General features: G+C 72.3%; 19 protein-coding genes. 11 read left to right on the forward strand and 8 right to left on the reverse strand.

Translation table 11 applies throughout. The annotated features are described in order from the left end of the window. Positions 1-306 precede the first annotated feature (306 nt). The 3 genes from gltX to ACF07S_RS20525 form a co-directional block, all read right to left on the reverse strand. Positions 307-1,821, reverse strand: coding sequence for a glutamate--tRNA ligase (gene gltX, locus ACF07S_RS20515; RefSeq protein ID WP_391965429.1), 1,515 nt, complete (start codon positions 1,819-1,821; stop codon positions 307-309). Then, positions 1,814-2,599 (reverse strand): fumarylacetoacetate hydrolase family protein, encoded by a 786-nt coding sequence (locus tag ACF07S_RS20520; RefSeq protein ID WP_391974736.1) that lies wholly within the window; start codon positions 2,597-2,599, stop codon positions 1,814-1,816. The genes gltX and ACF07S_RS20520 overlap by 8 nt, the downstream gene beginning before the upstream one ends. Before the next feature lie 196 nt (positions 2,600-2,795). Next, complete coding sequence (locus tag ACF07S_RS20525; protein WP_391974737.1) at positions 2,796-2,984, reverse strand: hypothetical protein; 189 nt, start codon at positions 2,982-2,984, stop codon at positions 2,796-2,798. Positions 2,985-3,593: 609 nt separating this feature from the next. Here ACF07S_RS20525 and ACF07S_RS20530 point away from each other — a divergent pair. The 8 genes from ACF07S_RS20530 (at position 3,594) to ACF07S_RS20565 (ending at position 14,185) form a co-directional block, all read left to right on the forward strand. Then, positions 3,594-7,325, forward strand: a complete 3,732-nt coding sequence (locus ACF07S_RS20530; protein WP_391974738.1) for a nitrate- and nitrite sensing domain-containing protein — start codon at positions 3,594-3,596, stop codon at positions 7,323-7,325. A 9-nt stretch (positions 7,326-7,334) separates the two neighbouring features. Continuing rightward, positions 7,335-7,748: a roadblock/LC7 domain-containing protein gene (locus tag ACF07S_RS20535; protein WP_003973453.1), complete on the forward strand. Its 414-nt coding sequence runs from the start codon at positions 7,335-7,337 to the stop codon at positions 7,746-7,748. 110 nt (positions 7,749-7,858) lie between these two features. Next, positions 7,859-8,254 (forward strand): DUF742 domain-containing protein, encoded by a 396-nt coding sequence (locus ACF07S_RS20540; protein WP_004924977.1) that lies wholly within the window; start codon positions 7,859-7,861, stop codon positions 8,252-8,254. Further along, entirely contained in the window at positions 8,235-8,825 is a 591-nt protein-coding gene (locus ACF07S_RS20545) for an ATP/GTP-binding protein (protein ID WP_391965425.1), read from the forward strand. The genes ACF07S_RS20540 and ACF07S_RS20545 overlap by 20 nt, the downstream gene beginning before the upstream one ends. A 376-nt stretch (positions 8,826-9,201) precedes the next feature. Beyond that, positions 9,202-12,531: a nitrate- and nitrite sensing domain-containing protein gene (locus tag ACF07S_RS20550; RefSeq protein WP_391965424.1), complete on the forward strand. Its 3,330-nt coding sequence runs from the start codon at positions 9,202-9,204 to the stop codon at positions 12,529-12,531. Between the two features lie 10 nt (positions 12,532-12,541). After that, positions 12,542-12,955: a roadblock/LC7 domain-containing protein gene (locus tag ACF07S_RS20555; RefSeq protein WP_004983065.1), complete on the forward strand. Its 414-nt coding sequence runs from the start codon at positions 12,542-12,544 to the stop codon at positions 12,953-12,955. A gap of 95 nt (positions 12,956-13,050) precedes the next feature. Continuing rightward, positions 13,051-13,623: a DUF742 domain-containing protein gene (locus ACF07S_RS20560; protein WP_391965423.1), complete on the forward strand. Its 573-nt coding sequence runs from the start codon at positions 13,051-13,053 to the stop codon at positions 13,621-13,623. Next, positions 13,604-14,185 (forward strand): ATP/GTP-binding protein, encoded by a 582-nt coding sequence (locus tag ACF07S_RS20565; RefSeq protein WP_009314218.1) that lies wholly within the window; start codon positions 13,604-13,606, stop codon positions 14,183-14,185. Before ACF07S_RS20560 ends, ACF07S_RS20565 begins: the two co-directional genes overlap by 20 nt. Before the next feature lie 306 nt (positions 14,186-14,491). On the opposite strand, the gene ACF07S_RS20570 is transcribed toward ACF07S_RS20565, so the two are convergent. The 3 genes from ACF07S_RS20570 to ACF07S_RS20580 form a co-directional block, all read right to left on the reverse strand. Beyond that, positions 14,492-14,686 (reverse strand): acyl-CoA carboxylase epsilon subunit, encoded by a 195-nt coding sequence (locus ACF07S_RS20570; protein WP_391965422.1) that lies wholly within the window; start codon positions 14,684-14,686, stop codon positions 14,492-14,494. Positions 14,687-14,721: 35 nt separating this feature from the next. Continuing rightward, positions 14,722-16,305, reverse strand: coding sequence for an acyl-CoA carboxylase subunit beta (locus tag ACF07S_RS20575; protein ID WP_391965421.1), 1,584 nt, complete (start codon positions 16,303-16,305; stop codon positions 14,722-14,724). 477 nt (positions 16,306-16,782) lie between these two features. Continuing rightward, complete coding sequence (locus ACF07S_RS20580) at positions 16,783-17,628, reverse strand: SDR family NAD(P)-dependent oxidoreductase (RefSeq protein WP_391974739.1); 846 nt, start codon at positions 17,626-17,628, stop codon at positions 16,783-16,785. A 349-nt stretch (positions 17,629-17,977) separates the two neighbouring features. Here ACF07S_RS20580 and hpnR point away from each other — a divergent pair, with 349 nt between their 5' ends. Both hpnR and ACF07S_RS20590 read left to right on the forward strand, forming a co-directional pair. Beyond that, the gene (gene hpnR, locus ACF07S_RS20585) at positions 17,978-19,477 is read left to right on the forward strand and encodes a hopanoid C-3 methylase HpnR (RefSeq protein WP_391974740.1); all 1,500 of its coding nucleotides are present in this window, start codon (positions 17,978-17,980) and stop codon (positions 19,475-19,477) included. Positions 19,478-19,501: 24 nt separating this feature from the next. After that, positions 19,502-20,383, forward strand: a complete 882-nt coding sequence (locus ACF07S_RS20590; RefSeq protein ID WP_391974741.1) for a DMT family transporter — start codon at positions 19,502-19,504, stop codon at positions 20,381-20,383. A 24-nt stretch (positions 20,384-20,407) separates the two neighbouring features. Here the strand turns inward: ACF07S_RS20590 and ACF07S_RS20595 are convergent, their stop codons facing one another. Continuing rightward, on the reverse strand, positions 20,408-21,712 hold the full coding sequence (locus ACF07S_RS20595) for a glycosyltransferase (protein WP_391974742.1): 1,305 nt from the start codon (positions 21,710-21,712) through the stop codon (positions 20,408-20,410). A 134-nt stretch (positions 21,713-21,846) separates the two neighbouring features. Here ACF07S_RS20595 and ACF07S_RS20600 point away from each other — a divergent pair, with 134 nt between their 5' ends. Beyond that, entirely contained in the window at positions 21,847-22,452 is a 606-nt protein-coding gene (locus ACF07S_RS20600) for a YceI family protein (protein ID WP_391965416.1), read from the forward strand. A 134-nt stretch (positions 22,453-22,586) separates the two neighbouring features. On the opposite strand, the gene ACF07S_RS20605 is transcribed toward ACF07S_RS20600, so the two are convergent. Next, complete coding sequence (locus tag ACF07S_RS20605; protein WP_391974743.1) at positions 22,587-23,933, reverse strand: hypothetical protein; 1,347 nt, start codon at positions 23,931-23,933, stop codon at positions 22,587-22,589.

Raw genomic sequence — 23,933 nt, forward strand, 5'->3', positions numbered from 1 at the left:
CGTCCCTTCGGGGGCGGCCGCAGACGTGTTTCGGAGGGTCCGGTGCGTCTGTGATACATCGGCGAGGCGGACGACGGGCAGACGCTCGATCCCGTGGGACCCGACGCCCCCGGTCCTCGTCGTCGGCGGATTCACCGTGCCCCGGGCCCGGGTCGGGCCCTGCCCGCTCGAGGCGCCCGCCGCCGCCCCGGGACAGGAGCGGGTGAGGGCCCGCCGCCTGCGCCCTGACGGCGGCTCGCGGGCGGGAAGCAGGGACGGGGGCGGCAGCCGCAACGGCTGCCGCCCCCGCCGGAGGTACGGGAAGGGTTACGCGGCGAGCTTCGCCAGGGCCGCGTCGATGCGGGCCAGCGTCTTCTCCTTGCCCAGGATCTCCAGGGACTCGAAGAGCGGGAGGCCCACCGTGCGGCCGGTGACGGCGACGCGGACCGGGGCCTGGGCCTTGCCGAGCTTGAGGCCGTGGGCCTCGCCGGCGGCCAGGACGGCCTCCTTCAGGGACTCGGGGGACGTCCAGTCCGCTGCGTCCAGCTTCTCGCGGGCGGTGCGCAGCAGGGCGTCGCTGCCCTCCTTCATGGCCTTGGTCCAGGAGGCCTCGTCGAAGACCGGCTCCGGCAGGAACAGGAAGTCGACGTTGTCCGTGATCTCGGAGAGGACCTTCAGGCGGGTCTGCGCGTGCGGGGCGATCGCCTGCCACTTGGCCTCGTCGAAGGCCTCCGGGGGCCAGGGCGCGAAGGGGGCCTTCAGCCAGGGCGCGCAGCGCTGCGCGAAGTCCTTCGCGTCGAGCATGCGGATGTGGTCGGCGTTGATCGCCTCGCACTTCTTCAGGTCGAAGCGGGCCGGGTTGGGCTGCACGTCGGCGACGTCGAAGGCCGCGACCATCTCCTCGACCGTGAAGACGTCCTGGTCGGCGGAGAGCGACCAGCCGAGCAGGGAGAGGTAGTTGAGCAGGCCCTCGGGGAGGAAGCCGCGCTCGCGGTAGAGGTTGAGCGAGGACTGCGGGTCGCGCTTGGAGAGCTTCTTGTTGCCCTCGCCCATCACGTACGGCAGGTGGCCGAAGGCCGGGATGTCCTTGGCCAGGCCCAGCTCGATCAGCGCCTTGTAGAGGGCGATCTGCCGCGGGGTGGAGGAGAGCAGGTCCTCGCCGCGCAGGACGTGGGTGATCTCCATCAGCGCGTCGTCGACCGGGTTGACCAGCGTGTACAGCGGGGCGCCGTTGGCGCGGACGATGCCGTAGTCCGGGACGTTCTCCGGGGTGAAGGTCAGCTCGCCGCGGACCAGGTCGGTGAAGGTGATCGTCTCGTCGGGCATCCGGAAGCGGACGATCGGCTCGCGGCCCTGGGCCTTGTACTCCTCGACCCGGGCGTCGGTGAGCTCGCGGCAGTGGCCGTCGTAGCCGGAGGGCCGGCCGGCGGCGCGGGCGGCCTCGCGGCGGGTGTCCAGCTCCTCCTGGGAGCAGTAGCAGTGGTAGGCGTGGCCGGCGTCGAGCAGCTTGGCGGCGACGTCCTGGTAGATGTCCATGCGCTGCGACTGGCGGTACGGCGCGTGCGGGCCGCCGGTCTCGGGGCCCTCGTCCCAGTCGAAGCCGAGCCAGCGCATCGCGTCGAGCAGCTGGGCATAGGACTCCTCGGAGTCGCGGGCCGCGTCGGTGTCCTCGATGCGGAAGACCAGGGTGCCGCCGTGGTGCTTGGCGAACGCCCAGTTGAACAGGGCGGTGCGGACCAGGCCCACATGGGGGTTACCGGTGGGCGACGGACAGAAACGCACGCGTGGGGGTACCCCCTGCGCGAGCGAGGCCGAGGGCTTGGGGGAGGGTGCGCTAGCCACGCTTGACAACCTTGTTGGTGAGAGTGCCGATGCCTTCGATGGTGACGGCGACCTCGTCGCCGACGTTGAGGGGGCCGACCCCTGCCGGGGTGCCCGTGAGGACGACGTCGCCGGGGAGCAGGGTCATGGCCTCGGTGATGTTGACGATCAGGTCCTCGATGGAGTGGATCATCTCGCTGGTGCGGCCGAGCTGGCGCTGGGCGCCGTTGACCGTGAGCTGGATGGTCAGGTCGCTCGCGGCGGCGAGGTCCAGGTCCGTCTCCACCCAGGGGCCGAGCGGGCAGGAGGTGTCGAAGCCCTTGGCCCGGGCCCACTGCTTCTCACGCTTCTGGACGTCGCGCGCGGTGATGTCGTTGGCGCAGGTGAAGCCGAAGATCACGTCCTTGACGCGCTCGCGCGGGACCTCGCGGCACATCCGGCCGATCACCACGGCCAGCTCGGCCTCGTGGTGCACCTCCTCCGAGAAGGAGGGGTACTGGATCTCGTCGCCGGAGCCGATCACGGAGGTGGCGGGCTTGAAGAAGGCGAACGGCGCGTCGGGCACCTCGTTGCCGAGTTCCCTGGCGTGCTCGGCGTAGTTGCGGCCGAAGGCCACCACCTTGTTGGGCAGTACCGGGGGCAGCAGCCTGACCTTGTTCAGCGGGACCTTGGTGCCGGAGAGCTCGAAGTCCGCGAACGGGATGCCTTTGATGATGTCCAGGACGAGCTCGTCCTGCCTCTCGCCCTCGACCGCGCCGAAGGCGACGTTCCCGTCGATGGAGAATCTGGCGATGCGCACGGGATGCTGGTCCCCTTGACTCGAGCGGCTGGCGTCTGATGCTCCAGGCTAACGCGGAAGGGGTTCCCCGCCTCGCGCATGACGAGGGGCGCCCCGTGGCCGCGGGACGCCCCCGGTGCGCGTGCGACGGGCGGGTGCCGCTGTCCGGGCGCGGCGGCCGCGAGCGTTTCGCGGCCGGTGCGCGTGCGGACCGGTGTTACTTCTCGGCGCCGACCGAGGCCGGAAGCTCCATGAGGACGGTGCGCCTGGGGTTGGCGGTCTGGGCCGGGAGTTCGACGGGGTGCTCCTGCTGGACCGGCGCCTGCAGTTCCCCGGCGCCGTCGAGGTGCGCCAGCGTGGTGCGCCGGGGGTTGGCGATCTTGTGGAACATCGTCGTCGTCTTCACTGTTTACTTGACCCCGTCCTGAGTCACGGGCGCCCGCAACGGGGGTCAAGGACCCCGGCGCGGGCGCGGGTTGTCGGTTCTGCCATCCCTGTAAAGCGTCAGGCTAAACATGCGATTCCCGGCCGACGGCGCCGGAAGACCGTGATCTAGGTGTGAGTTTGCTCACGAAACGACAGGCAAGTCGGACAATTCGAACCGATCCCCCGGTTGACGGAATCGGACATTACACCCCTGAAGCCACCATTCCGCTCCTGATCATGTCGACTGGGACACCCGGCCCGTCCGGCCGACCCGTAGGCATACGTCCCCTTTGAGCGGGATCCCTTTCTACCAGCGGTGATTCGTCACTCACGCCGTGTCACGTATCTCACGCGTAAGCCCTCGGGCCTTGTTGGAGTTCCTGCACTGTGCTGGAATTCCACGGACCGCCGCGAGATCGAGCCGGCGCACAGGGGGCGCACCGACGCGCCGAGTGGCGGGCGAGAACAGGGGAAACCAGCGCCGGTCGCTCACGACCATCACGGGGGCGTATTCAGGGCGCCCCAAGACGCCGACACCGTGCCTCGCCGTTCACGCGGAGAGGCGCCTGGTCCAGAGGTTGCGACGCTAGTGCAGGGACGTTTCAAGAGGGATGGCAGCGCTTCGGCGGAGCCGGAGCCGCAGGGCGGGACTGGCCCCAAGGCCGTCAGCTCCTCGCCCCAGCACGCTCAGAACCAGGGCCCGGCCGGGAACGGTGGCGGCCGTGCCGGTGCGTCCGCGCCGAGTCCGGCTCCGGCCGCCCCGAAGGACCCGACCGGTCCGGGGTCCCGAATAGCGCTGCGCAACTGGCGTATCTCGACCCGTCTGGTGTCGCTGCTCGCCCTCCCGGTGGTCGCCGCCACCTCGCTGGGCGCACTGCGTATCAACCAGTCGCTGGACGACATCCAGCAGCTCGACAACATGAAGCTGCTGACGGACATGACCCAGCAGGCCACCGAACTGGCGGCCGCGCTCCAGGAGGAGCGCGACCAGTCGGCCGGCCCGCTGGCGCACGGCGGAAAGGCCACCGACTTCTCGGTCAAGGGCTACCGCGACAAGACCGACCGCGCGATGTCGAACTTCCTCGACGGCTCCGAGGAGATCGACGCCGCGAGCAAGAACGGCAACCTCACGGGCGTCCGCGACAACCTGGTGCAGCTCGCCGGCGAGCTGGGCAACCTCGCGAAGACCCGCAACACGGCCTTCACCTCGGAGCAGAACTCCACGCAGACCGTCGAGGGCTACCACCGCCTGATCGAGAAGCTGATCAAGCTCTCGCAGGACATGGCGGAGGCGACCAGCAACCCCGACATGATCCAGCGCACGCGCGCCCTGGCGTCCTTCTCCTCCGCCAAGGAGTACGCGTCGATCCAGCGCGCGGTCCTCGCCGCGGCGCTGCCCGCCAGCAACACCACCGCCGGCGACCTCTCCGAGAACGACCGGCTCTACGCCGAGTCCGCGCTGGAGAACCAGAAGTCGGAGATCCGCAGCTTCAAGAGCATCTACGGCGATGCCCCCGCCACCGATCTGCTGCTGCCGATCGAGGACGGCAACAGCACGATCAAGGCCACCGACGAGTACGCCGGGCGCGCGCTCGCCTCGGAGTTCGGCCTCCGGTCGGTGGGCAAGCGGTCCTACCGGGACTGGCTGGACGACAGCTCCACCAAGATCCAGCAGATGAAGAACATCGAGCACACGCTGCTCGAGGAGATGGAACAGAAGGCCCGCGAGCTGCGCAGCGCCACCGAGCGCGACGCGATCATCTCCGCCGCGCTGATCCTCATCGTGCTCGCCGTGTCGCTGGTCGGCGCCTTCGTCGTGGCCCGCTCCATGATCCGCTCGCTGCGCCGGCTGGAGGACACCGCCACCAAGGTCGCCCAGGAGCGCCTGCCCGAGCTGGTCAAGCAGCTGTCCGAGTCCGACCCGCAGGACGTCGACACGTCCGTGCAGTCGGTCGGTGTGCACTCCCGGGACGAGATCGGCCGAGTGGCCGCGGCCTTCGACGACGTGCACCGCGAGGCGGTCCGCCTCGCCGCCGAGCAGGCCCTGCTGCGGGGCAACGTCAACGCGATGTTCACCAACCTCTCGCGCCGCTCCCAGGGTCTGATCCAGCGCCAGCTGTCGCTGATCTCCGAGCTGGAGTCCCGCGAGGCCGACCCGGACCAGCTGTCCTCGCTGTTCAAGCTGGACCACCTCGCCACGCGTATGCGCCGTAACGGCGAGAACCTGCTGGTTCTCGCGGGTGAGGAGCCCGGCCGCCGGTGGACCCGCCCGGTCCCGCTGGTCGACGTGCTGCGTGCCGCCGCGTCCGAGGTGGAGCAGTACGAGCGCATCGAGCTGTCCTCCGTGCCGGGCACCGAAGTGGCCGGCCGGGTCGTCAACGACCTCGTGCACCTGCTCGCCGAGCTGCTGGAGAACGCGACCTCGTTCTCCTCCCCGCAGACCAAGGTCAAGGTCACCGGTCACGCGCTGCCCGACGGCCGCGTGCTGATCGAGATCCACGACACCGGTATCGGTCTGTCGCCGGAGGACCTGGCGGCGATCAACGAGCGGCTCGCCTCGCCGCCCACCGTGGACGTCTCCGTCTCCCGCCGCATGGGTCTGTTCGTGGTCGGCCGCCTGTCGCAGCGCCACGGCATCCGTATCCAGCTCCGTCCGTCCGACTCCGGTGGTACGACCGCGCTGGTCATGCTGCCCGTCGACGTCGCCCAGGGCGGCAAGAAGCCCCAGGGCAAGCCCGGTCAGCCGGGCCCGGGCGGCGGTGGTCCCGCCGCCGCGCAGGCGGCCGCCGGTGCCGCCGCCGCACGGCGTGCCGCCGGGGCCGGCCAGTCCGGCGGCGGTGCCCTCGGCGCCGGTACGCCCGGCGGCCGGATCGGTGCCGGTCAGGGTCCGCGGGCCGCGCTGCCCGGACGGGACGGCGCCGGCCGGCCGGGTGCGCGGGGACCGCAGGGTCCGTCGGGCAGCCAGCCGCCCTCGCTGTTCGACCAGGGGGCGCCCTCCGCGCCGCCGCAGGGCCGTCCCTCCCCCGCCGGCGCGGGCGCCGGCTTCGGCGGCGGACAGGTCCCCGGTGCCCCGCAGGGGTTCCAGGCCACGGGCCAGGGCGGTACGCAGGAACAGGACGTCTTCGGTGGCGGCCGGGGCCAGGTGCCGCAGCAGCGGGGCAACCAGAACACCGAGCGCGGACGCCGTCCGCAGCTCCCGCCGCGCGGTGGCGCGCGCGGCGAGCTGCCCGGCGGCGACCAGCAGCAGCCGCGCCTGCCCAGCTGGAGCGACGAGAACGCCCAGCCGCCGGTGCCGCGCGCCTCGCTGGACGCCCCGCGCGGCCACGAGGAGCCGGACGTCTCCCGGACGGCCTCCATGCCCCGCTTCGACGACCGCCAGGGTCCCGGCGCGACGGCGGAGATCCCCCGCTTCGACGACCGGCAGAACACCGGCTCGCCGTCCTACGACACCTCGCAGGACACGGGCCAGTACGCACAGCCCGGGGCGAACGGCGTGCAGAACGCCGGCCAGTTCGTCCGCGGTGACATCTTCGGTCCCCCGCAGGGCCGGACGGGCGAGCAGAACCCGTCCGGGACGGGCCGGTTCCCCGCCCCGCAGGGCTACGACACCGGCTCCGCCGGCCAGTACCCGGCCCCGGACCAGGACAACGGCTCCACGGGCCGGCACTCCCTGCCGGACCGGGTGAACCCGGCCGCCACCGGCCAGTTCGAGCGTCCGCAGACGAACGGCGGACGCGGAGCCGACTTCGGCGCCCCGCGCCCGCCGGCCCCGCAGCAGCACCCGGTCCGCCAGGACCCGGGCAACGGCGGTGCCGCCCAGCAGCCCGATCCCCTCCGGGACCCGTCCGACGCCTGGGCGCTGCCGCCGGCGTCCGGCCCCGGTGACGGTCGTACGCCGTTGTACGACACGCTCGAGACCAACTGGTTCCACGGGCAGGGACAGGAGCAGGCCAACGGCGCGCCTCCGGCGCCCGAACAGCCGCAACAGCAGCCGCAGGGCCCCACCGGTCCGCAGCGGTCCGCTTCCAGCGCCTGGCGCAGCTCGCCCAACGACGAGCTGGTCCGGCAGGCCGAACGCGTCCGGCAGCCGGCCGCGGGCGGCGTCACCACCTCCGGCCTGCCGCGCCGGGTGCCCAGGGCGAACCTCGTCCCGGGTACGGCTCAGCAGCAATCGCACCAGAGCGGTCCTCAGGTCTCACGCGCGCCCGATGACGTGCGCGGCCGGCTGACCAATCTCCGTCGGGGTATCGCACAGGGTCGTCAGGCCGGTCCCACCCAGACCGGCAGCTTCCCGCACCCCACTCACCAGCAGGAGCGTTAGTTGAGCCCGATGAGCCAGGCGGCACAGAACCTCAACTGGTTGATCACCAACTTCGTGGACAACACCCCCGGGGTGTCCCACACCGTCGTCGTGTCCGCCGACGGTCTCCTTCTGGCGATGTCCGAGGGCTTCCCGCGCGACCGCGCGGATCAGCTCGCGGCCGTCGCTTCGGGACTGACCTCCCTGACGGCCGGCGCGTCCCGGATCTTCGAAGGCGGCAACGTCGCCCAGACGGTCGTGGAGATGGAACGGGGATTCCTCTTCCTCATGTCCGTCTCCGACGGTTCGTCCCTGGCGGTCCTCGCGCACCCCGAGTGCGACATCGGCCTCGTGGGCTACGAAATGGCGCTCCTGGTCGATCGCGCGGGGGCGGTCCTCACCCCGGACCTGCGCGCCGAACTACAAGGAAGTCTGCTTCACTGATCGGCCCCGGCACCACCCGTCACACCAAATCACCGTCCGGCCGCCACATTCCCCCCACCGGCCCCGTCAGACGGCTTGATGACCGACTTGCTGTCCCGCCCGGAGGACCCATGACCCCGCCCACCGCCTCTCATGATCCGTACGCGGAACCGTACGAGGACGAGGGCGACCAGCCACTGGTTCGTCCCTATGCGATGACCGGTGGCCGGACCAGGCCGCGCTACCAACTGGCCATCGAGGCCCTTATCAGTACGACGGCCGACCCGGCAGCGCTCATGGGGCTCCTTCCCGAGCACCAGCGCATCTGCCACCTGTGCCGTGAGGTGAAGTCGGTCGCCGAGGTCTCGGCGCTGCTCAACATGCCCCTGGGTGTCGCCCGGATCCTGGTGGCGGACTTGGCGGAGGCGGGACTCGTCGCCGTGCACCAGCCGGGCGGCGACGAGACGACCGGTGCGCCGGACGTGACACTGCTCGAAAGGGTGCTCAGTGGACTTCGCAAGCTCTAGCGGCGGGACGGTTTCCGACAGCCGTGCCACCACGTCCGCGAAGATCGTGGTGGCAGGTGGCTTCGGCGTGGGCAAGACCACGTTCGTCGGGGCCGTTTCGGAGATCAACCCGCTGCGCACGGAGGCCGTCATGACGTCCGCCTCGGCGGGCATCGACGACCTCACCCACACCGGGGGCAAGACCACCACCACGGTGGCCATGGACTTCGGCCGCATCACCCTGGACCAGGACCTCATCCTGTACCTGTTCGGCACCCCCGGCCAGGACCGCTTCTGGTTCATGTGGGACGACCTGGTGCGCGGCGCCATCGGCGCGGTCGTCCTGGTCGACACCCGCCGGCTCTCCGACTGCTTCCCCGCGGTCGACTACTTCGAGAACTCGGGTCTCCCCTTCGTGATCGCCCTCAACGGCTTCGACGGCCAGCAGCCGTACACGCCCGAGGAGGTGCGCGAGGCGCTGCAGATCGGGCCCGACACCCCGATCATCACCACCGACGCCCGGCACCGCGCGGACGCGAAGAGCGCGCTGATCACACTGGTCGAGCACGCTCTGATGGCCCGTCTCAGGTAGCGGCGATTTCATAGCGACTTACGGCAGTTGTCGTAGATGTACCGGAGCCGGCCGTGTCCTTTGACGCGGCCGGCTGCGGTGTTCATAACGTTTCGGCAGAGGAATGGGGTAGTGCCGACACGCGACGCGGTCGAGCGGTGCCGCTGCGCGCACGAACGGCCCGCCTTTTGCCGTTGCTCGCTCTTTATGACCGTTTTATCTAGGGTTTACATCACTCTCCCCATGCTCCTTCCACTGTTTGGAAGAGCGCTGGTCGTCATGCTGGAATGCCTGAACTGCCCATGGGTCAAAGACGTACTCAGTAGTCGATGGCATACCGGGCTCTGAGACACTGCGGCACGACGAAGGTGCCGACCGCCGAGAGGTTGTTGGTCGAGTGAGGCGAAGCAAGAACAGTCCCGAGCCGTCGGCCCGGGGCAACTTCACGCCGCCGCCGCGCACGGCGGCGCCCGCCCCTGTGCCCGGCCCCGAGTCGACGGCCCCGCCCGCCCCGAGCGGAGGACGTCTGTCCCCGCGCAACTGGCGGGTGGCCACCAGGCTGAACGCGATCCTGCTCATACCCGTGCTGGTCGGTCTCGTCATGGGCGGCTTCCAGGTGAAGAGCTCGATCGACACCTGGCAGGAGGCCGAGGACGCGGAGAACACCGCGCGTCTGGTGCGTGCCTCCCTCGCGTACGCCGACGCCCTCTCCCACGAGCGCGATGTCACAGCGGCCCCGCTGCTGCAGGGCAAGGGCCAGGACGACCCGGCCGTCGCCGAGGCGCGCGCCGCGACCGACAAGGCCGCCGACGGTTTCGACGAGGCCGCGCGGAGCATGCCGGACAAGCCCGGACTCGAGCGCCGGCTGAAGCTGTTCCGCCAGACCGAGCCCCAGCTCACCGGGCTGCGCGCCGCCGCGTACACCTCCAAGCTCAAGGGCGTGCAGACGGAGGAGGGCTACGTCGCCGTCGCCCACCCGCTGATGGAGTTCGCCAACGAGCTCGGCCTGGGCACCGGAAACATCACCAGCTACGGACGTACCGTCTACGCGATCTCGCTCACCAAGGCGGCGCTGTCGCTGGAGCGGTCCATCGGCATGCACCTGCTGGTGAAGCCCGGCCCCACCGACAGCCAGCTCGCCAGCCAGCGCGTCGCCCTCACCTCCTACGCCTATCTCGAGGGCATCGCCGTGGAGGAGTACCTCGGCGGTGGCACCGAGGCCGACGCGGCCAAGCTGGAGCAGGCCAAGGAGAGGATCCAGGCCGAGGGCGCGGCCATGGCCAAGGAGGCCGAGCAGAGGGATCCGGACTACGTCGCGCCGCCCGTCAAGCCGGAGACGATGATCTCCGAACTCGGCCGCCTCCCCTCCACCGACCCGGCCGCACGCGCCGAACTCGCCGGCCAGGGCATCACCCCCGCCAACTGGTGGGCCGTGAACACCCTCAAGTTCGACGGCTACCGCGAGATCGAGTCGGATCTGGCCGACACCGCGGTGAACGAGGCCGCGCAGATCGCCGACGAGGCCCAGCGCGACGCCCTGATCACCGGTGCCGCCGTCGTGATCGCCCTGCTCGCCGCGTTCGTCCTGGCCGGCATGGTGGCCCGCCAGATGAGCCGCTCCATGCGCCGGCTGCGCAACGCCGCCTTCGGCATCGCCGAGCAGCGCCTGCCGATGCTCGTCGACCAGCTCTCCCGTACCGACCCCGGCCGGGTCGACACCAAGGTCGCGCCGATCCCGGTCTCCTCGACCGACGAGATCGGCGAGGTCGCCCGCGCCTTCGACCAGGTCCACCGCGAGGCCGTCCGGCTCGCCGCCGAGCAGGCGCTGCTGCGGGGCAACATCAACGCGATCTTCACCAACCTGTCGCGCCGCAACCAGTCGCTGATCGAGGGCCAGCTGACCCTGATCACCGACCTGGAGAACAACGAGGCCGACCCGGACCAGCTGGAGAACCTCTTCCGCCTGGACCACCTCGCGACCCGTATGCGCCGCAACGGCGAGAACCTCCTGGTCCTCGCCGGTGAGGAGCCCGGCCGCCGCTGGGACCAGCCGGTGCCGCTGGTCGACGTGCTGCGCGCGGCCTCCTCCGAGGTGGAGCAGTACGAGCGCATCGAGCTGTCCGGCGTCCCCGAGGCCGAGATCCACGGCCGCGCGGTGACCGACCTCGTGCACCTGCTCGCCGAGCTGCTGGAGAACGCCACGACGTTCTCCTCCCCGCAGACCAAGGTCCGCGTCACCGCGACCCGTCTGCCCGACGGCCGCGTGATGGTCGAGATCCATGACAAGGGCATCGGCCTGACCGCCGAGGACTTCGCGGACATCAACCACAAGCTGGCCAACCCGCCCACCGTGGACGTCGCGATCTCCCAGCGCATGGGCCTGTTCGTGGTCGGCCGGCTGTCCGAGCGGCACGGCATCCGGGTCCAGCTGCGCCCCTCGGGCGAGCAGGCCGGCACCACCTCGCTGGTCATGCTGCCGGACGCGATCACCCACGGTGGCGGCGGCGGGCAGCCGGTGGACCGCAACGAGTTCACGGTCTCGCAGATCATCCCGGAGCAGAGCCCCCAGGGTGAGAACTTCACCCAGCAGCCGATGCGCACCGCCGCGGAGCTGGGCTTCGACGACAGCCGCTACACGGAGGTCCCGGACGACATACGCGACCTGGACCCGGTCGGCCGTTCCCTGATACGCGAGGAGCGCCGGGCGGCCCTGGAGGCGCAGGCCCAGCCCGAGCCGACCGCGCCGAACGCCCAGCAGTCCCCCGGGACGCCCGCCCACCCGGACGGGTTCGCCGCCCCGCAGGGCTACGACAGCGGTCAGGGCTACGCCGGGGGTCAGGGCTTCGACGGGGGCCAGGGCTTCGACGGCGGCTACCAGAACCAGCAGACCGCCGGGTACGACCAGCAGGCGTACGACAACGGGCAGCAGACGTACGACAACGGGCAGCAGACTCCGTACGAGGAGCAGCGGCAGCCGTCGTACGGCGAGGGCCACTACGCGCCCGACGGCGGACTGCCGCAGAACGGCACCTTCTCCCCCGGCGGCGGCTACCCCGGCCCCTCCTCCACGGAGCCGGCCCAGGGCGGCCACGCCGCGGCGGGTGCCTCCGAGCCCTTCCCGTCCTTCACCGAGCGGCGCCGGGACGACGACTGGCCGCAGCAGGACGGCTACCACAACGGCTACCCGGCCCAGTACCCTGCTCAGACCCCGGACGCGGAATCCACGCAGGCCGCTGACGCGGGTGAGCGGGACGGCGTAGGCTTCGACCGTCCGGGACCGGCTCCCTCCGAGGTCCGCGACCTGACCGAGGCCGGGCTCCCCCGTCGCGGATCCACCGCGGGCGGCGCGAACGGCACGGGCGGCGCACGGCAGGCGGCCCCGGAACCGTCGGCCTCCGCCCCGGAGGGCGACGGCGACAGCACCTGGCGTTCGGCCAACGACGAGCGCTGGCAGCAGGCTTCGCAGCTCCGGAAGCCCAAGGCGGGCGGAGTCACCTCCTCCGGTCTGCCGCGACGGGTCCCCAAGGCCAACCTGGTCCAGGGAGCCGCCGAATCCACCCCCCAGGGAGGCCCACAGGTCTCCCGTGCCCCGGAGGATGTCCGGGGCAGGCTGAGCAACCTGCGTCGTGGTGTCCAACGGGGCCGCAACGCGGGCAGTGAAACGAACGGTCAGACCACCAGGAATCAGCACGGTGGCCCTGACAGCACCTACAACCAGGAGCGTTAGTGTGAGCCCGATGAGCCAGGCGGCACAGAACCTGAACTGGTTGATCACCAACTTCGTGGACAACACCCCGGGGGTGTCCCACACGGTGGTGGTCTCCGCCGACGGACTCCTTCTGGCGATGTCCGAAGGCTTCCCCCGTGACCGCGCCGACCAGCTCGCGGCCGTCGCCTCCGGGCTGACGTCGCTGACGGCGGGCGCGTCCCGGATCTTCGAGGGCGGCAGCGTGAACCAGACGGTTGTGGAGATGGAGCGGGGGTTCCTGTTCATCATGTCCATTTCCGACGGTTCGTCTCTCGCCGTTCTCGCACATCCGGAGGCGGACATCGGCCTCATTGGGTACGAGATGGCCCTTCTGGTGGACCGTGCCGGTACGGTCCTGACTCCGGACCTTCGCGCGGAGCTCCAGGGGAGCCTTCTCAACTAAAGGACAGACGGTGCGTTTTGGCGCCCCTTGGCCGTAAGGTTTCGGGACGCGGCTCCACAACGTCGGGTGCCAGGCACGGTCGAAGGAGGAGAAAAGTGGCTACACCCCCAGGCGGCGCGTCCTCGGACAACTGGTCGTACGGTCCCTCCCAGGGCCGGCACGACGGCGGCCAGAGCGGATACGGCTACCCCTCCACCCCGAACCACCGGCAGCCGTACGCGCCGCAGGGCCCCGGCCCTTCGCCGTACGACCAGCCGCACGCTCCGCGCATCCAGCCGGTGCAGCCGCAGCACCGAGCGCCCGAACCGGCCCCGGCCGGATCGTCGCACAATCCCCTGGTGCGCCCGTACGCCATGACGGGCGGCCGCACCAGGCCCAGGTACCAGCTCGCCATCGAGGCGCTGGTGCACACCACCGCGCAGCCGCACCAGATGCAGGGCCAACTGCCCGAGCATCAGCGGATCTGCACCCTCTGCCGGGAGATCAAGTCGGTGGCCGAGATCTCGGCCCTGCTGACCATCCCTCTCGGCGTGGCCAGGATCCTCGTCGCCGACTTGGCGGAGGCGGGACTGGTCGCCATCCATCAGCCCGGCGGCGACGAGAGCGCCGGCGGCCAGCCAGACGTGACACTGCTCGAAAGGGTGCTCAGTGGACTTCGCAAGCTCTAGCGGCGGTCCTTCCCGCTCCACCACCTCGGCGAAAATCGTGGTGGCGGGTGGCTTCGGCGTGGGCAAGACCACGTTCGTCGGGGCCGTTTCGGAGATCAACCCGCTGCGCACGGAGGCCGTCATGACGTCTGCTTCGGCGGGCATCGACGACCTCACCCACACCGGGGACAAGACCACCACCACGGTGGCCATGGACTTCGGCCGCATCACCCTGGACCAGGACCTCATCCTGTACCTGTTCGGCACCCCCGGCCAGGACCGCTTCTGGTTCATGTGGGACGACCTGGTGCGCGGCGCCATCGGCGCGATCGTGCTGGTGGACACCCGCCGGCTCGCCGACTGCTTCCCCGCGGTCGACTACTTCGAGAACTCGGGTCTCCCCTTCGTGATCGCCCTCAACGGCTTCGACGGCCAGCAGCCGTACAACCCGGACGAGGTCCGGGAGGCTCTTCAGATCGGCCCCGACACACCGATCATCACGACGGACGCGCGGCACCGTGCCGATGCGAAGTCGGCGCTGATCACTCTCGTGGAGCACGCCCTGATGGCGCGCCTGCGCTAGTGGGTCCGGCCTCGCGGCCGGTCCGCCCCGCCTACGGGCCCGTACGGCTTCCGCCGACGGGCCCGTTGGCTTGTTGTTTTGCCCTCGGGCCCGTTCGGCGGGGGCCGTGGACCCGTTCGTCGCTCGCAGGGGCCCGCTCCGGGGCGTGGTGGGTGCCCGTTCGGCGGGCGCTGCGGGCCCGTTGGGTGTCGGCTGCGGGTGAGGGGGCTGGTCGCGCGGTTCCCCGCGCCCCTGAGGGCGTTGCCCTGGCGGTGACGCAAGAAGAGGCCCCTCCTTCCGGGAGGGGCCTCTTCTGTCGTGCTGGGGTCAGCGCCAGCTGTGCGGGGCGCGGAAACCGCCCTCGCGCTCCAGGCGGCGCCAGCCGGCCCTCGCCCGGCCGCGGTGGGCCGGGGCGTCGCCGGACGGCTGGGCGGCCGCGCGGGCCAGCAGGAGCGCCGTGATGGCGGCGACCTCCTCGGGCCCCGCGTGGCCCTTCTCGACACGGATGTCAGGTGTGCTCATGGGTCTCAGTCTCCCTGGGGAAGATGTCCGCCGGGTTACTGCGGCGGGTTGCCGTGCTTGCGGGACGGCAGATCTGCGTGCTTGGTCTGCAGCATCGCCAGCGAACGGATCAGCACCTCGCGGGTCTCGGCCGGGTCGATCACGTCGTCGACCAGGCCGCGCTCGGCCGCGTAGTACGGGTGCATCAGCTCGGACTTGTACTCCTTGACCATGCGGGCCCGCATGGCCTCGGGGTCCTCGGCCGCGGCGATCTGACGGCGGAAGATGACGCCCGCCGCGCCCTCGGCGCCCATCACGGCGATCTCGTTGGTCGGCCAGGCGTAGGTGAGGTCGGCGCCGATGGACTGGCTGTCCATGACGATGTACGCGCCGCCGTACGCCTTGCGCAGGATCAGCGAGATCCGCGGCACGGTGGCGTTGCAGTAGGCGTACAGCAGCTTGGCGCCGTGGCGGATGATGCCGCCGTGCTCCTGGTCGACGCCCGGGAGGAAGCCGGGGACGTCCAGGAAGGTGAGGATCGGGATGTTGAAGGCGTCGCACATCTGGACGAAGCGGGCGGCCTTCTCGGACGCCTCGATGTCCAGCACGCCGGCCAGCGACTGCGGCTGGTTGGCGACGATGCCGACGACCTGGCCGTCCATCCGGGCCAGGGCGCAGATGATGTTGCGCGCCCAGCGCTCGTGGACCTCCAGGTACTCGCCGTCGTCGACGATCTCCTCGATGACCTTGGCCATGTCGTAGGGCCGGTTGCCGTCGGCCGGGACCAGGTCCAGCAGGACCTCGCCGCGGCGGTCCGCGGAGTCGGAGCACTCCACCCGCGGCGGGTTCTCCCGGTTGTTCTGCGGGAGCAGGGAGAGGAGGTAGCGCACCTCGTGGATGCACGTCTCCTCGTCGTCGTAGGCGAAGTGGCAGACGCCGGAGGTCTCGGCGTGCACGTCCGCGCCGCCGAGCCCGTTCTGGGTGATCTCCTCGCCGGTGACCGCCTTGACCACGTCGGGGCCGGTGATGAACATCTGCGAGGTCTCGCGGACCATGAACACGAAGTCCGTCAGGGCGGGGCTGTAGGCCGCGCCGCCCGCGCACGGGCCGAGCATCACGCTGATCTGCGGGATGACGCCGGAGGCCTTGGTGTTGCGCTGGAAGATGCCGCCGTAGCCGGCGAGGGCGGAGACACCCTCCTGGATGCGGGCGCCGGCGCCGTCGTTGAGGGAGACCAGCGGCGCACCGGCCGCGATGGCCATGTCCATGATCTTGTGGATCTTGGTGGCGTGGGCCTCGCCCAGCGCTCCGCCGAAGATCCGGAAGTCGTGGGCGTAGACGAAGACCGTGCGGCCCTCGACGGTGCCCCAGCCGGTGATCACACCGTCCGTGTGGGGCTTCTTCGTCTCCAGACCGAAGCCCGTGGCCCGGTGCCGGCGCAGCTGCTCGACCTCGCGGAAGGACCCGGGGTCCAGCAGCAGTTCGATGCGCTCCCGCGCGGTCAGCTTGCCCTTGGCGTGCTGCGCCTGGGTCGCCTTCTCGCTCGGTCCGGCCAGTGCCTGGGCACGGATCTCGTGCAGTTCGGCCACGCGTCCGCGCGCGTCGGTCGGCTCGCCCGGCGCCTCATCCAAAACGGTCATGTAGTGACCTTACGAAGACCACCCGGAAATGCGAGCCGTCGACTCCTCACAGTCTCCGGGGTGTTTTCCTGGTGCCACTGAACAGAACCACGGGGGCAGGCGGGCGTTTCGACTGCTCAGAGGGCATCCGGCTTGTAGAGGTCACACAAAGTCGTCAGCTGAGAGCCACCTCACATTCACGGGCGGCGCATGCCTCCCCGGGAGTGACGCGCGGCCACGGCCGACCGCCGGTGGCCGGGATCCCCACGGGCTCCGGGGCCCTCGGCGCGCGCCGCACCGGGTGATCCCGGACGTTCTCCACCGCTTCACCCGTTCGGGTTGGTTCGCTCACGCGGAGGGTGACGGTACGGCCGTGGCGGTGGGGCAGCGCACGCCGGGTGGGGCCCGGGAAGGCCCGGCGTCCGGGCCTCGCACGCACCGCCTCCGCCGCCGGGAACGGCGGGGACCTGCCCGGACACCGGCGCGCCGGCGCGGGCCTCAGCCGAAGTGGCGCAGGAGCCGGCGGTAGAGGCCGGGGGTGAGGGCGCGTACCCGGCCCGGGAGGGCGAGCCAGGCGGGGACGTAGGTGTCGTCGCGTGCCTCACGGACGGCGTCCCAGACCGCGGCCGCGACCCGGCCGGGCGAGGTGGGGCGCGGACGGGAACGGCGGTAGGGCCTGCCGCGGCGGGCGAAGAAGCCCGTGTCGACGGCGCCCGGCACGACGAGGGTCACCCCGACGCCCGTACCGCGCAGTTCCTGCCGGAGCGCCTCGGCGAACGCGGCGAGTCCGGCCTTGGCGGCGGAGTACACCGCTTCCTCCCGCACGCCCACGCTGCCGGCCACCGAGCCGACGAGCACGATCCGGCCCCCGCCGGCCCCGACCATGGCGGGCAGCAGCTCCCTCACGAGGTGCAGTGTCGCGTTGAGGTCCAGGAACAGCACCCGGTCGATGTCGGTGTGCGGCATGGTCAGGAACGGCCCCGCCCAGCCGATGCCCGCCCCGGCGACCAGGACGTCGATCCGGCCGGTGGCCCGCAGGGCGGCCTCCGCCAGCCGCCGCGCGCCCTCCGGGGCGGCGAGGTCGGCGGGCAGCAGGACCGCGGACGTGCCGGACGCCGTCTCCTCCAGGCGGCGCCGGTCCCGCCCGCTGAGCAGCAGGTGCCAGCCCTCGGCGCCGAAGCGCCGCGCGGTGGCCGCGCCGATGCCCGAGGACGCGCCCGTGACCAGTGCCACGCGCCGGTCCGTGCGCGGCGGCGGCCGGTGTCCGCGCGCGGCGGCCGGGGCGGCACCGCGTGCGGGATCCGCCGGGGGGTCGTAGGTGGAGCCGGGGCCGGTGGTGGTCACGAGTCGGTCTCCCTGCGCTGTCGGTCCGCTTCGGTCTCGTGGTCGCTGCGGGTCCTCGTCCTCCAGGACACCCCCACCCCGGCGCACCGCGCCAGCGCTGGCCCGTCCGCCCGGCCCCGGCGCCGCCCGGTCCGGCGCGCGCCGTCCTCCGCCGGCGGCCGGGTCACGCGGGCCGCCGGGGGCGGTGTGCCGCGGCGCGGGACCACTCCTGCGTGCCGCGCGATGCGGCCAGGCGGGTGTACGGGGGCAACGCGGCGGGCCGGCGCGGGATACGAAGGGGACACCCCTTTCCGTCCGAAGGGGACACCCTTTTCCGTCCGGTCCGTCCGGCCCCCGTGGCAAGGTCACCATGCGTCTGCTGCTCGTCCACCCCAGCGCCCTGATGTACTCCGAGATCTTCCTCCGGCTCGAACCGCTGGGCCTGGAACGGGTGGCGGGCGCCGCCCGGGCGGCCGGCCACCAGGTCCGGGTCGTCGACCTGCAGGTGCTCGGCCCCGGCCGGCTGCGCGACGAGGTGCGCTCCTTCCGGCCGCAGGCCCTCGGCATCTCGCTGAACTACCTGGCGAACGTCCCCGAGGCGATCGAGCTGGCCGCGCGGGTGAAGCAGGAGGTACCGGGCTGCTTCGTGTTCCTCGGCGGGCACAGTGTCTCCTTCGTCGCCGAGGAGGTCATCGACCAGGCGGCGGGCGCGGTCGACGCGGTGGTCCGCGGGGAGGGGGAGCCGGCTCTCGCGCCGCTGCTGGAGGCGGTGCGCGACGGCGGGGTGGAGGGCGTGCCGGGCATCGTCACGCCCGCCGGACGCGGCCCCGCGCCGCTGATGCTGCACAGCATCGACGCGCCGTCCCCGGCCCGCGACCTGATGCGCAGCCGGCGCCGCTACTTCATCGGCGAGCTCGGCCCGTGCGCCTCCGTCGAGTTCACCCGCGGCTGCCCCTGGGACTGCTCGTTCTGCTCGGCGTGGACGTTCTACGGCCGCAGCTACCGCAAGGCCTCGCCGGAGGCGGCGGCCGAGGAGCTGGCGGGCATCCGCGAGCCGAACGTGTTCATCGTGGACGACGTGGCGTTCATCCGGCCCGAGCACGGCAACGCCATCGCCGCGGAGGTGGAACGGCGCGGCATCCGCAAGCGGTACTACCTGGAGACCCGCTCCGGCGTCCTGCTGCGCCACCCCGAGGTGTTCGAGCGGTGGGCGCGGCTGGGACTGCGCTACATGTTCCTCGGCATGGAGGCGATCGACGCCGAGGTGCTCGACCTGTACCGCAAACGGGTCAGCCCCGACGAGAACCTCGAGGCGCTCCGGACGGCCCGCCGGCTCGGCATCCAGGTCGCCGTCAACCTGATCGTGGACCCGGCCTGGGACGAGGAACGCTTCCGCGCGGTACGGGAGTTCGCGCTGGCCGTACCGGAGATCGTGCACTTCACCGTGATGACGCCGTATCCGGGTACGGAGATCTGGCACACCGAGTCGCGCCGGCTCACCACCCGCGACTACCGGCTCTTCGACATCCAGCACGCGGTGGTGCCGACCACGCTGCCGCTGGAGCGCTTCTACGAGGAGCTGGTGCGCACCCAGGCGGTCATCAACCGCAAGCACCTGGGGGTGCGCACGGCGTTCGGCGCGGCACGGGTGCTCACCCGCGATCTGCTGCACGGGCAGACCGACTTCGCCCGCATGCTGTGGAAGTTCAACCAGGTCTACGACCCGCGCCGGCAACTCGCCGACCACGCGCGGCCGGTGCGCCACGAGCTGCCGCTCCCCCAGCGCCTCGACGTCGGCGACCGGCGCGCGCTGTACGTCCACACCCGGGGGGCGACGCGGGACGCGCCGGCCCGGCGGACGCCGGACTGACCGGCCGGCGGGGGTCGTTCCGTCATGGGGGTCGCCGTCCTCGCCGCGCTCGCCGCCGCTGTCTGCTTCGCCGTCGCGGGGGTCATGCAGCAGTGGGCGGCGGCGGCGCGGCCGGACGCGGAGGCGCTCACCGCGCGGCTGCTGGGGCATCTGGTGCGGGACCGGCTGTGGCTGTGCGGGATCGGGCTGGCCGTGGTGGCGTACGGCTTCCAGTCACTGGCGCTGGCGTTCGGGCCGCTGAGTCTGGTGCAGCCGCTGATCGTGGCCGAACTGGTCTTCGCCGTGCCGCTGTCGGCGCGGCTGCACCGGATGCGGCTGGGGCGCCGCGAGTGGCTGGGCACGGCCGCGGTGGCCGCCGGGCTCGCCCTGGCCCTGCTGTCCGCCCGTCCGCGCGGCGGTGATCCGCGGGCCGCCGGGCCGATGTCCTGGCTGCTGGTCGTGGGGGTGGTCGCGGCCGTGGTGGCCGCCGCCCTCGCGGGGGCGCGGCTGCTGACCGGCCCGTGGCGGGCCTCGGCGACGGCGCTCGCCGCCGGGGCGGTGATGGGCACCCAGTCCGTCCTGCTGGCCGCGACGGTGGACCGGCTCCGGCACGGGCTGCCCACGGCCCTGGCCGCCTGGCAGACCTACGCGCTCGTCGCGGCCAGCGTGGGCGGCCTGCTGCTCATCCAGAGCGCCTTCCAGCGGGGGCCGCTGACCGCGAGCATGACCGTCCTGGACGCGACGGAACCGGTGGTCGCGGTGAGCGTGGGCGTGCTGCTGTTCGAGGAGACCGTCCGCACGGGCCTGCCGGTCTCGGCGGTGACGGTGACGGGGCTGGCGCTGGTGGCGGCGGGGATCGCGGCCCTGGACACGTCCCCGGTCATCGCGGCGTCGCACGGGCGGGGACGGGACGGCGTCGGGACGTGAGGCGGGCGGCCCGGCCACGGGGGCTCAGCGGCCGGGGCCCGGGGTGTGCCGGGGGGTCCGGGCGGGAGGGCACCAGACCGGGAGGAGGTCCTCGCGCAGCACCCGGTCCCAGGAGGGGTGGCTGTGCCTGGACGTCGCCGCCGCCCGGTGGCGTACCGCCTCGCGCAGGGCGGGCCGGTCGAGCAGCCGGCCCAGGGCGTCCGCCCAGGCTCCCGGGTCGTCGCGGGGGACGACGATGCCGTCCCGGCCGGGTGCCGTCAGCCAGCGGGTGGTGTGCGCGCCCTCGGGCAGGACGACCGCCAGGCCGGACGCCATCGCCTCCGCGACGACGTTGCCGCTGGTCTCGGTGCGGGAGGGGAAGGCGAAGAGGTCGCAGCCCGCGTACACCCGGGCCAGCCGTTCCTGCGGGAGCGTCCCGAGCAGGGTGACGTCCGGGCCGAGCGAGCGGCGTACGGCGTCCTCCCCGGCGCCCGCCCCCGCCATGACCAGGTGCGCGGCCCGGCCCCGCGCGCGCAGCAGCCGGACGCTCTCGGTCAGCAGCGGTACGCCCTTGGTGGCGTCCAGCCGGCCGGCGAACAGCACCAGCGGGCGGTCGGCCGGGACGCCGTACTCGCGCGCCAGCCGGGCGCGTGCGGTGGGGTCGGGCCGGAAGAGGCCGTGGTCGATGCCCCGGCGCAGCGGGGCGACGCGGTCCGGGCCGAGGGTGCGGGCGAGTTCCGCGCGCCCCTGCGGGGTGGGGGCCAGGACGCGTTCGCAGCGGGCCAGCAGCCGGTCGCGGCGCCGGCGCAGCCAGGTCTCGGCCCGGTCCGCGAGCAGGCCGTCCAGCGCCGGGTGGGTACCGGGCAGCCGTCGGCCGGCGAGGTGGCGGGCGTAGACGGAGGCCAGCAGCGGTACGTCGGTGTGCACGGAGGCGACGATCCGGGGGCGTGGGCCGGATCGCCGGGCGGTGCGGCGGTCCAGCCGTACGGCGGTGGTGGCGAAGGCGAAATCGTGGGTGAGGTGCCAGACGTCGTGCCGGGGCAGCAGCGCCGCGAGCCGCGGGTGCCAGGGCGCGAGGTCGCAGACGTCCTCCGCGCCGTCGGCCGACCGGAGGGCCGCCGTGCCGAGCACCGGCCGGAGCATGGCGTACCGGACGTGCGGGGCCAGCGGCTCGGTCCGCTCCTGGTCACCGAGGAAGTAGACGGTCAGGTCGAGCGGGGTGTCGCCGGGCCCGTGCGGCAGGCGTTCCGGGAGGCGGGCGGCGCACCGCGCGAACCGCTCCCAGCACTTCACCTGGCCGCCCGACGTGTCGCGCCGCACCAGCTCCACCAGCACCGCTACCGAGGGCACGGCCTGCGGGTACCACGCGTTCCGGCGGTCCAAGCACGGGACCTCCCCGAAGATGTTGAATGTTGAAGGGAATGGGTCTACGGTGGGTTCTGTTCAGTTAGTTGAACATTCAACGTGATCTCAGGAGGAACGTCATGGGCATCTTCGGCCGCAGGAACGACCAGACCGCCACCGCCACCGCCCCCGTGAACCCGGACCTCGCCGCGCTGACCGGCGAGTACACGATCGACCCGGCGCACAGCACGATCGGCTTCGTCGCCCGGCACGCCATGGTCACGAACGTCAAGGGCGGCTTCCAGGAGTTCACCGGCACGCTGCGGCTCGACGGCTCCGACCCCTCCCGGTCCACGGCCACGATCGACGTGGTGATGGACAGCATCGACACGGGCAACGCCGACCGCGACGGCCACCTGAGGACCGCGGACTTCTTCCGGACCGAGGAGTTCCCGGCGATGACGTTCCGATCCACCCGGGCGGAGGCCCTCGGCGGCGACGACTACCGCATCACCGGCGACCTGACCATCCTGGGCACCACCAGGCCGCTCACCATCGACCTGGAGTTCAACGGCGCCGCGACGGACCCCTTCGGCAACGAGCGCGTCGGCTTCGAGGGCAAGGCGGAGATCCTGCGCTCCGAGTGGGGCCTGACCTGGAACGCCGCGCTGGAGACGGGCGGCGTCCTGGTCTCCGACAGGATCAGGCTGAGCCTCGACATCTCGGCGATCCGCAAGACCGCCTGACACCCCCTGCGGCGCCCCGTCCGGCGCCACCCCCTGAGCGCGCCCGCCTCCCCGCACGGGAGAGCGGGCGCTCGGCGTGTCCGGACCGCGGGGGAGACGCACGGGGGCCGGTGGAGACCCTCCCCGCCGCCCGTTCAGAGGCCGCCGCCGAAGTCCCCGCCGCCGCCCCCGAAGTCGCCCCCGCCGCCTCCTCCGAAGTCACCGCCGAAGTCACCGCCGTCGAAGTCCGCGCCGGAGACGTCGCCGCCGCCGTAGCCGTTGAACTCGCCGTAGCCGGCGCCGTAGTCGGCCGCGTAGCCGGGGCCGGCCATCATGCCGCCGAGCATGGTGCCGACGAGCAGGCCGGGCAGCAGGCCGCCGCCGAAGTAGCCGCCGGCCCAGGGGCCGTAGGCGGGACCGGCGTCCCAGTAGGGGCGGCGGCCGTGGTCGGTGTCGACCTCGCGGACCGCGGGGTCCAGGCCGTCGGCGAGGCGGGCCCGGTCGGCGGCGCAGACCGGCACCTCGCGCTCGGCGCCGCCCGGCGGCGTCCAGACGGCGTCGGCCACCGAGGGACCGTGGCGCGGGTCGAAGAAGCAGGGCGGCCTGCGCTCCGGCGGCGGGCGCCCCTCGCGGCGGGCGGTGAGGGAGGCGAGGGCGAAGCGGCCGTCCTCCACGGCCTGGGTGACGGCCCGGACGTCCTCCGGTTCGCGCGCCTCGGCCATGAAGGTCTTGGACTGCTCGTAGGCGTCCAGCGCGTGCTCGTAGTCCGCGCGCATCGCGTCGTCGGCGCCGCGTTCGGCGGGATGGAAGTCGAGGCGGTCGAGTTCCTCGCCGAAGGCGGTGATGTCCTCGTCGACCACCACCCGCAGCCTCTCCAGCGCGGCCCGCCGCTCCTCCTCGTGGCGCCGCCGGTTGCGGCGGACCACGGCGTACGCCCCGGCGCCGCCGGCCGCCAGCACGGCGCCGACGGTGATCAGCCCGCCGACGGGCACGTCGCCGCCGGACCCCTCGCTCCAGGAGCCCGGCGCCGAGCCGCCGGTGTTGCGCAGCGCGCCGTCGACGAAGTCGTTCAGCTGGGCCTTGGCGTCCCCGGCGCCCCGCACGGCCGTGACCAGGTTCCGCACCCCGTCGCGGCTGAGCACACCGCTGTCGGCGCGGGCGTCGAACCCGTCGCCGAGCCGGATGCCGTACAGACCCGTGACGCCGGTCTCGGTCCGCAGGTTCCGGAAGAGGTCCCGGGTCGGGTAGTCCGCCGGGAGCACCACCACGAAGACCGGTTCGTCCGCGTCCTCGATCTTGTCGGCCAGGGCCTCGGCGTCGGACCGGGCGAGGATGTCCTCGGCCCCGGGATCGACGTAGACGGGGCTCTCGCGCAGCTTCTCGGCGACGACCGAGAGATCCGTGACCGCCTGCGCCCCGGGCGCACCGGCGATCAGGACCGCCAGCGCGGCGGCCATCGGCACGATGAAGAGGCGTACGAGCGTACGCGACAGCGCGTCCAT

The sequence above is a fragment of the Streptomyces sp. NPDC016640 genome (assembly GCF_043076215.1).
GTDB lineage: Bacteria > Actinomycetota > Actinomycetes > Streptomycetales > Streptomycetaceae > Streptomyces.